The 6,428-nt window shown below is 60.5% G+C and carries 9 protein-coding genes; 6 read left to right on the forward strand and 3 right to left on the reverse strand.

Annotated features, from left to right (window positions below):
- Positions 1-2 precede the first annotated feature (2 nt).
- The gene (upp, locus tag ACW9H9_RS11765; RefSeq protein ID WP_457343328.1) at positions 3-641 is read right to left on the reverse strand and encodes a uracil phosphoribosyltransferase; all 639 of its coding nucleotides are present in this window, start codon (positions 639-641) and stop codon (positions 3-5) included.
- A 164-nt stretch (positions 642-805) separates the two neighbouring features.
- Between upp and ACW9H9_RS11770 the strand changes: the two genes are divergently transcribed.
- The 4 genes from ACW9H9_RS11770 (at position 806) to ACW9H9_RS11785 (ending at position 2,733) form a co-directional block, all read left to right on the forward strand.
- Positions 806-1,363: a hypoxanthine-guanine phosphoribosyltransferase gene (locus ACW9H9_RS11770; protein ID WP_457343329.1), complete on the forward strand. Its 558-nt coding sequence runs from the start codon at positions 806-808 to the stop codon at positions 1,361-1,363.
- A 3-nt stretch (positions 1,364-1,366) separates the two neighbouring features.
- A complete protein-coding gene (locus ACW9H9_RS11775; protein WP_457343330.1) occupies positions 1,367-1,834 on the forward strand; it encodes a WbuC family cupin fold metalloprotein in 468 nt (155 codons plus the stop codon).
- 35 nt (positions 1,835-1,869) lie between these two features.
- Positions 1,870-2,358: a hypothetical protein gene (locus ACW9H9_RS11780; RefSeq protein ID WP_457343331.1), complete on the forward strand. Its 489-nt coding sequence runs from the start codon at positions 1,870-1,872 to the stop codon at positions 2,356-2,358.
- A 90-nt stretch (positions 2,359-2,448) separates the two neighbouring features.
- Positions 2,449-2,733, forward strand: a complete 285-nt coding sequence (locus tag ACW9H9_RS11785; protein ID WP_457343332.1) for a PA4642 family protein — start codon at positions 2,449-2,451, stop codon at positions 2,731-2,733.
- Between the two features lie 60 nt (positions 2,734-2,793).
- Here the strand turns inward: ACW9H9_RS11785 and mqo are convergent, their stop codons facing one another.
- Positions 2,794-4,302 (reverse strand): malate dehydrogenase (quinone), encoded by a 1,509-nt coding sequence (mqo, locus tag ACW9H9_RS11790; protein WP_457343333.1) that lies wholly within the window; start codon positions 4,300-4,302, stop codon positions 2,794-2,796.
- Positions 4,303-5,009: 707 nt separating this feature from the next.
- On the reverse strand, positions 5,010-5,243 hold the full coding sequence (locus ACW9H9_RS11795) for a hypothetical protein (protein ID WP_457343334.1): 234 nt from the start codon (positions 5,241-5,243) through the stop codon (positions 5,010-5,012).
- A 184-nt stretch (positions 5,244-5,427) separates the two neighbouring features.
- On the opposite strand from ACW9H9_RS11795, the gene ACW9H9_RS11800 reads away from it, so the two are divergent.
- Both ACW9H9_RS11800 and ACW9H9_RS11805 read left to right on the forward strand, forming a co-directional pair.
- Positions 5,428-6,012, forward strand: coding sequence for a YajG family lipoprotein (locus ACW9H9_RS11800; RefSeq protein WP_457343335.1), 585 nt, complete (start codon positions 5,428-5,430; stop codon positions 6,010-6,012).
- 141 nt (positions 6,013-6,153) lie between these two features.
- On the forward strand, positions 6,154-6,428 hold a 275-nt coding region (locus ACW9H9_RS11805; RefSeq protein ID WP_457343338.1), incomplete at its 3' end, for a transposase family protein.

Consider the following 6,428-nt stretch of genomic DNA (forward strand, 5'->3'; position numbering starts at 1 on the left):
GTTTACGCGTCCTTTTGCTTGGTGCCGAAGATCTTGTCACCGGCATCGCCCAGGCCCGGGATGATGTAGCCGTGTTCGTTCAGGCGCTCGTCAATCGACGCGGTGTAGATCTGTACGTCGGGGTGTGCGTTTTCTACCGCGGCAATGCCTTCGGGCGCAGCCACCAGCACCATGGCGCGGATGTCTTTGCAGCCGGCTTTTTTCAGCAGGTCGATGGTGGCGACCATGGAGCTGCCCGTGGCCAGCATCGGGTCGATGATCATCGCCAGGCGTTCGTTGATTTCCGGTACGAGTTTTTCCAGGTAGGTGTGGGCCTGTAGCGTTTCTTCATTGCGGGCTACGCCCACGGCGCTCACCTTGGCGCCCGGGATCAGGCTCAACACGCCTTCGAGCATGCCGATACCGGCGCGCAGGATCGGCACCACGGTAATCTTCTTGCCGGCAATTTTTTCGACCTGGACGGGACCGCACCAGCCGGGGATCTCGTAGTTTTCCAGGGGCAGATCTTTGGTCGCCTCGTAGGTGAGCAACGCTCCGACTTCCTGAGCGAGCTCGCGGAAGTTCTTCGTGCTAATGTCGGCGCGGCGCATAAGGCCGAGCTTGTGTCGGATCAGCGGATGGCGGATCTCACGGATGGGCATGGGGAAAGGCTCCGGCGGCGGGCAAAAAAACCGGCCTAGATTAATCTATCCGAGGGTGTTGTCCTATAGACAACACCTACGTTAGTCCATAAAGGCTTGATGGGACGGCTCAAGGTGCGTACCTTTGCTCGCTTTTCTTGCCACAGCACCCCTTGGAGAGCGACATGTCCGCTGATCTCGAGCATATCCGTCAAATCATGCGCGAGGCTGACTGCCTGTACACCGAAGCGCAGGTCGAAGAGGCCATCGCCAAGGTCGGCGCTCATATCACCCGCGAAATGGCTGACACCAACCCGGTGGTGTTCTGTGTGATGAACGGCGGTCTGATTTTCGCGGGCAAACTGCTCACGCATCTGCAGTTCCCGCTGGAAGCGTCCTACTTGCATGCGACCCGTTATCGCAATGAAACCACCGGCGGCGATCTGTTCTGGAAGGCCAAGCCGGAAGTCTCGTTCATCGACCGCGAGGTGCTGATCATCGACGACATCCTCGACGAGGGTCATACCCTGGGCGCCATCATCGACTTCTGCCGCCACGCGGGCGCGAGCAAAGTGCACACCGCCGTGCTGATCGACAAGGACCACGACCGCAAGGCGCGCCCGGACCTCAAAGCCGATTACGTCGGCCTGCCGTGCGTTGACCGCTATATCTTTGGTTACGGCATGGACTACAAAGGTTACTGGCGCAACGCCAACGGTATCTACGCCGTTAAAGGAATGTAAGCGATGACCCGCTTTCTGGACCAAACCCTGTTTGCCGAGCTGGCCGAGAAAGCGGCCGCCAGCCCACGTGGCCGGCACCATCACAATTTTCATCAGATGGAAGAACCTTGCCACCGCCTGGCCGTGGCCCTACAGCCCAGCACGTATGTGCCACCGCATCGGCACTTGAGCGCCGACAAGGCGGAAACCCTGCTGGTACTCAAGGGGTGCCTGGGCTTGTTGATTTTCAGCGAAACCGGCGAGGTGCTGGCCAAGCGCGTGATGCAGGCGGGCGGCGAGTGCGTGGGTGTCGATGTGCCGCCCGGTGTGTTTCACGGCCTGGTGGTGCTGGAGCCCGATACCTTGATGTTCGAGTGCAAGGCCGGGCCTTACCGCCCGGTGGGCGAAGGCGAGCTGGCGACTTGGGCGCCCCGTGAAGGGGAGGCCGGGGTGGCCGAGTACCAACGCTGGATGCTTGCCCAGTTCGATTGAGCTAAAGTGCTGGGCCATCTGTAGCGGAGCGGCCCATGAGTCTTTTGATTCGCACCTGCGCCGTGCTGGCGTTGATCTCAAGCTTTTGTGCAGCGGCCGCCCCCGCGCCGCTGCACAGTCAATTCTTGCCGCCGGACGACCTGGCCCTGCGCGCCGAAACGCCCGAGCAGCAACAGTTGCTGCAAATCACCGAGTATTCGGTGGTGGTGGGTAACCAGCGTCAATCCAGCCAGCAGCCGATTCCGGTGACGTCGCCGTTGATGATTCGCCTCAAGGGCAAGGCTCTGAACAAGGGCGCTACCATCGCCCAAGTGATCCTGAGCTTTGATGCCGAAAGCAAAAGCCTGAAAAAGCCGGTGTTCGACGGCCAAACCAAAACCCTGACCTTGTCCTACCCCGCAGCCCAGTACCGGGTGATCGTTGACTTGCTGCGCAACGAGGCGGTGTGCGTGCAGTTCTTGAGCTATGCCAACGGCCACATCTGGGCAGACCTGCACACCGGGGTGGTTCGCGCCCGTCAATGAGTGCGCCGCTGAATCTGCTCCGCTTTCGAACGCGCTATCTGATAGGTAAACTGCCCGTCCCGTGTATATGTCTGCAGGCTGGAGTCGGTAATGCGTAAAGATAAAAAACAGGTGATTGGTGATGAAATCGGCGACGAGCAGATCAAACTGTTCCTGGATTTCGAACCGGCCGATGCCACGTCGCCCTCCCTGCACAAACTGATCAAGGCGTATCGCGGCCTGCGCATCGACGATTTCGAGCGTTTCCTGGGCTTTTTCAAAGAGGCCGGCCTGGACCTGGACGGCAAGGACGAGCACGGCCAGACCTTCGTCGACCTGATCAAGGACCAGCGCAACGGCGGAGACTACATCGAGTTGATCGAACAAGCGCGCTGATTGACGCACAAAAAAACGCCCCGATCTCTTGCGAGAGCGGGGCGTTTTTGATGGCGGACCTTATGCGTAGCTTTCAGTCTCGCTGCTCGGCTCAACCAGTTCCAGGGCGACGTTGTTCTGCGCGTTGATCTTGCGATACAGCGCAGCGTCGGTTTCCAGGACCTTTTCGCGTGCCGGGAAGATCTGCGCCAGCTTGGCCGCCCACTCACCGCTCGCCTTGGTCGGGAAGCAGCGTTCGATCAGCTCCAGCATGATCGAAACCGTCACCGACGCCCCCGGGGACGCGCCCAGCAGGGCGGCGAGCGAGCCGTCCTTGGCGGCCACCAGTTCAGTGCCAAATTGCAGCACGCCGCCTTTTTTCGGGTCTTTCTTGATGATCTGCACCCGTTGGCCAGCCACTTCCAGGCGCCAGTCCTCGGCTTTCGCCTCGGGGTAGAACCGGCGCAGGGATTCCAGGCGCTGCTCCATGGACTGCATCACTTCGCTGACCAGGTATTTGGTCAGGTCCATGTTGTCACGGGCCACGGCCAGCATCGGGCCGATATTGCCTGCGCGCACCGACAGCGGCAGGTCCAGGAACGAGCCGTGCTTGAGGAACTTGGTGGTGAAGCCCGCGTACGGTCCGAACAGCAGGGATTTCTTGCCGTCGACCACGCGGGTGTCCAGGTGCGGCACGGACATGGGCGGCGAACCCACGGCGGCCTGGCTGTACACCTTGGCCTGGTGATGCTTGACCACTTCCGGGTTGTCGCAGCGCAGCCACTGGCCACTGACCGGGAAGCCGCCGAAGCCTTTGCTCTCTTCGATGCCCGAGGCTTGCAGCAGCGGCAGCGCCGCACCGCCAGCGCCCAGGAACACGAACTTGGCGTCGACTTCACGGGTATTGCCGCTGTTCACGTCCTTGATGCTCACGGTCCAGCCTGCGCCATTGCGCTTGAGGCCGGTGACGCGCTTGCTGTACTTGACCTGGGCATCCGGCGCACTGGTCAGGTGGCGCAGCAGCTGGTTGGTCAGGGCGCCGAAGTTGACGTCGGTGCCGTTCATCACGCGGGTGGCCGCGATTTTTTCGTCCAGCGGGCGGCCGGGCATCATCAGCGGCATCCACTCGGCCATCTGGCTACGGTCTTCGGTGTAGACCATGTCGGCGAAGGCGTGGTGCTGGCTGAGGGTTTCAAAGCGCTTCTTGAGGTACGAGACGCCTTTTTCGCCCTGTACGAAGCTCAGGTGCGGCACCGGGCTGATAAAGGACTTGGACGAGCCAAAGGTGTCTTTTTGGGTCAGGTACGCCCAAAACTGCTTCGACACCTCGAACTGGGTGTTGATGTGCACAGCTTTCTTGATGTCGATGGAGCCATCGGCGGCCTGGGGCGTGTAGTTCAACTCACACAGCCCGGCGTGGCCGGTGCCCGCGTTGTTCCACGGGTTGGAACTTTCCGCGGCACCCGAATCCATCAGCTCAACGACTTCCAGCGCAAGGCCAGGGTCGAGCTCTTTGAGCAGTACCGCGAGGGTGGCACTCATGATGCCGGCCCCTACCAGTACTACGTCGACTGCTTCGTTATGCGCCATTTAACGCGTCTCCAAAATCTGCAGCACCAAATTGACGGCATGGCTGCCAGGGCGGGCGGGGCGGTTCACGTATCGCCTCGCAGAGCCCGTGGCCAGGATTGCCATGTCCGATTCTTCGCAATTTTTTGCAACTTCAGCGGACGCTACCAGCGGTGCCTGATGGGCGTATGAACGCATCCAGGGGCGCCTGTGGCAATTCGACTTAGGGTCAATACGTCCGATCGTGCAACCAAATCCGTAGCGGACAGGCTTCAAGCTCCGGTGTAGGTGGAGTGCTCGGTCCTGTGCGGAGGGGCTGTTCCAGACGCTGATGGTGCTTGTACAAACGCCAAACTATTCATTTGCTCGCCACACTCTTGTGAAGTTGTGAAAACCCGTTTTTTCACGCTCTTTTGAAGACGTGAACCTCAAAAAAGGGCTACCCCGGCCTGGCACCTGGCCCGAAATCAGCACGGGCAAACAACTAAACAGGGCCTGGCAACGGCAGCTCTGGCAGATTCGGGTAAAGACGGGGGCGATACAGCAGGCGCGCCAGCTTCACTCTATCTGTGTGGGCGGCTCTCTGTGGGCGGTACGGAGGAGCTGATGCCAAAGGCATTAGCGATGCTGCGAGGCCCGATCAGGAGACGTCCTTATAATCGGGGGGAGATTGTAGCGAAGAAATGCGCGCAGATGGGCGTGTTTAATGACTTTTATTCACGAGCGGGTCAGGAGGCCAACGCATGCGTCGCCCGCGCCGGTGAGCGCTGCGGGCTGACCCGGGCGCTGGCTGGCAGCGGGCGATGCATCCAGCTCAGGCGAACCTCGTGCACTTCCACCCAGCCTTCACCGACAGGCGGCAGCGCGCATTGCTTGAACGCCTGGCAGCAACCTTGGGCATCCAGCAAGGCAAAGTGGCGGTGGCGGGTGTGGGACATGAACAGGGATTTGAGAAGACGCATGAGTGTGTACCTGACTCGTTACATGCAGCAAAGGTTGGCAGTCTGCCATGACATTGCAGTGACGGTTCTGTGTGAAAATTGTAATTTCGTCGCCCCGTCAGCGCCGGTTCAGGAATTCTGGTGAGTGGCGGGCCCTCGCCGTTATACTGGCGGCCTGTTTGCCTCTAGTCCTGGAGAAATGAGTATGTTGCAACGCCTGTTGTTCGGTTTGATCACTGTGACCAGTTTGACCCTGGTTGGCTGCGCCCACAGCCCGCAACAACTCAGCCCGCAACCCAAAATCACCAGCCAGCTGGCGCCTGTAGGGCATGGCCAGCCGGTGTCGGTGCGTGTCGTTGACGGGCGCCCATCGCCGACCCTGGGCACGCGCGGTGGCCTGTACCCCGAAACCAGCGCCATCACGGTGACCGGTGCCGACGTGCTGCCCAAGTTGCAGGCCCAGGCTGAAGCCGCCGTGCGCCTGCTGGGCTTTACGCCCGCCAATGCGCCGGGTGCTCCGCAATTGACCGTCACCCTGGCCGAGCTGAAATACCAGTCGCCCAAAGAAGGCCTGTACGTGACCGAGGCCACCATCGGTGCAACCTTCAAGTCTGACGTTACCGCTGGCACCCGCCGCTACAGCGGCCGTTACGGCGCGTCCCTGGACCAGCGCTTCGGCATGGCCCCCAACCAGGAAACCAACACCAAGCTGGTCAGCGATGTGTTGAGTGATGCCCTGACCCGCCTGTTCAAGGACCCGAGCATCGGCTCGCTCCTCGGCTCGCAGTAAGCCGACACAAAAAAACCGGGCTCAGCGATGAGCCCGGTTTTTTTAGGTTCTTCACGGAATCCCGGGAAAGACAGAAACAAGAACGCCGATTTGATGGATGATGTTCGTGCGAGCAAACACATCAACCAAACCGGCGTTCTTGTGCACGATATTAATACGTTTCTGCCCTTTTGGGAGGGCTTTTCTGTCGTCGCGATCAGGCCAGACGGCGATGACCTGCTGATCGACCTGATCCCTCAGACCACCAGATTCCCTACCTGCAGCGGCTGCCACCAGCCCAGTACCACCACCCACGAATACTGCCAGCGCTCGATCCGCGACCTGCCCATACTGGGTCGCGCGGTTCGGCTGAATGTGGAGTTGCGGCGTGTCGGGTGCAGTGCATGCGGCAAGCGAATGGAGGCAGTCAGTTGGCT

Source organism: Pseudomonas sp. SDO5215_S409 (assembly GCF_054071325.1).

Bases quoted from the DNA above. Each gene is read 5' to 3' on its own strand.
- ACW9H9_RS11780 (WP_457343331.1), top strand. From the start codon at position 1,870: ATGAGTCTTTTGATTCGCACCTGCGCCGTGCTGGCGTTGATCTCAAGC.
- ACW9H9_RS11785 (WP_457343332.1), top strand. From the start codon at position 2,449: ATGCGTAAAGATAAAAAACAGGTGATTGGTGATGAAATCGGCGACGAG.
- ACW9H9_RS11800 (WP_457343335.1), top strand. From the start codon at position 5,428: ATGTTGCAACGCCTGTTGTTCGGTTTGATCACTGTGACCAGTTTGACC.
- mqo (WP_457343333.1), bottom strand. From the start codon at position 4,302: ATGGCGCATAACGAAGCAGTCGACGTAGTACTGGTAGGGGCCGGCATC.
- ACW9H9_RS11775 (WP_457343330.1), top strand. From the start codon at position 1,367: ATGACCCGCTTTCTGGACCAAACCCTGTTTGCCGAGCTGGCCGAGAAA.
- ACW9H9_RS11795 (WP_457343334.1), bottom strand. From the start codon at position 5,243: ATGCGTCTTCTCAAATCCCTGTTCATGTCCCACACCCGCCACCGCCAC.
- ACW9H9_RS11770 (WP_457343329.1), top strand. From the start codon at position 806: ATGTCCGCTGATCTCGAGCATATCCGTCAAATCATGCGCGAGGCTGAC.
- upp (WP_457343328.1), bottom strand. From the start codon at position 641: ATGCCCATCCGTGAGATCCGCCATCCGCTGATCCGACACAAGCTCGGC.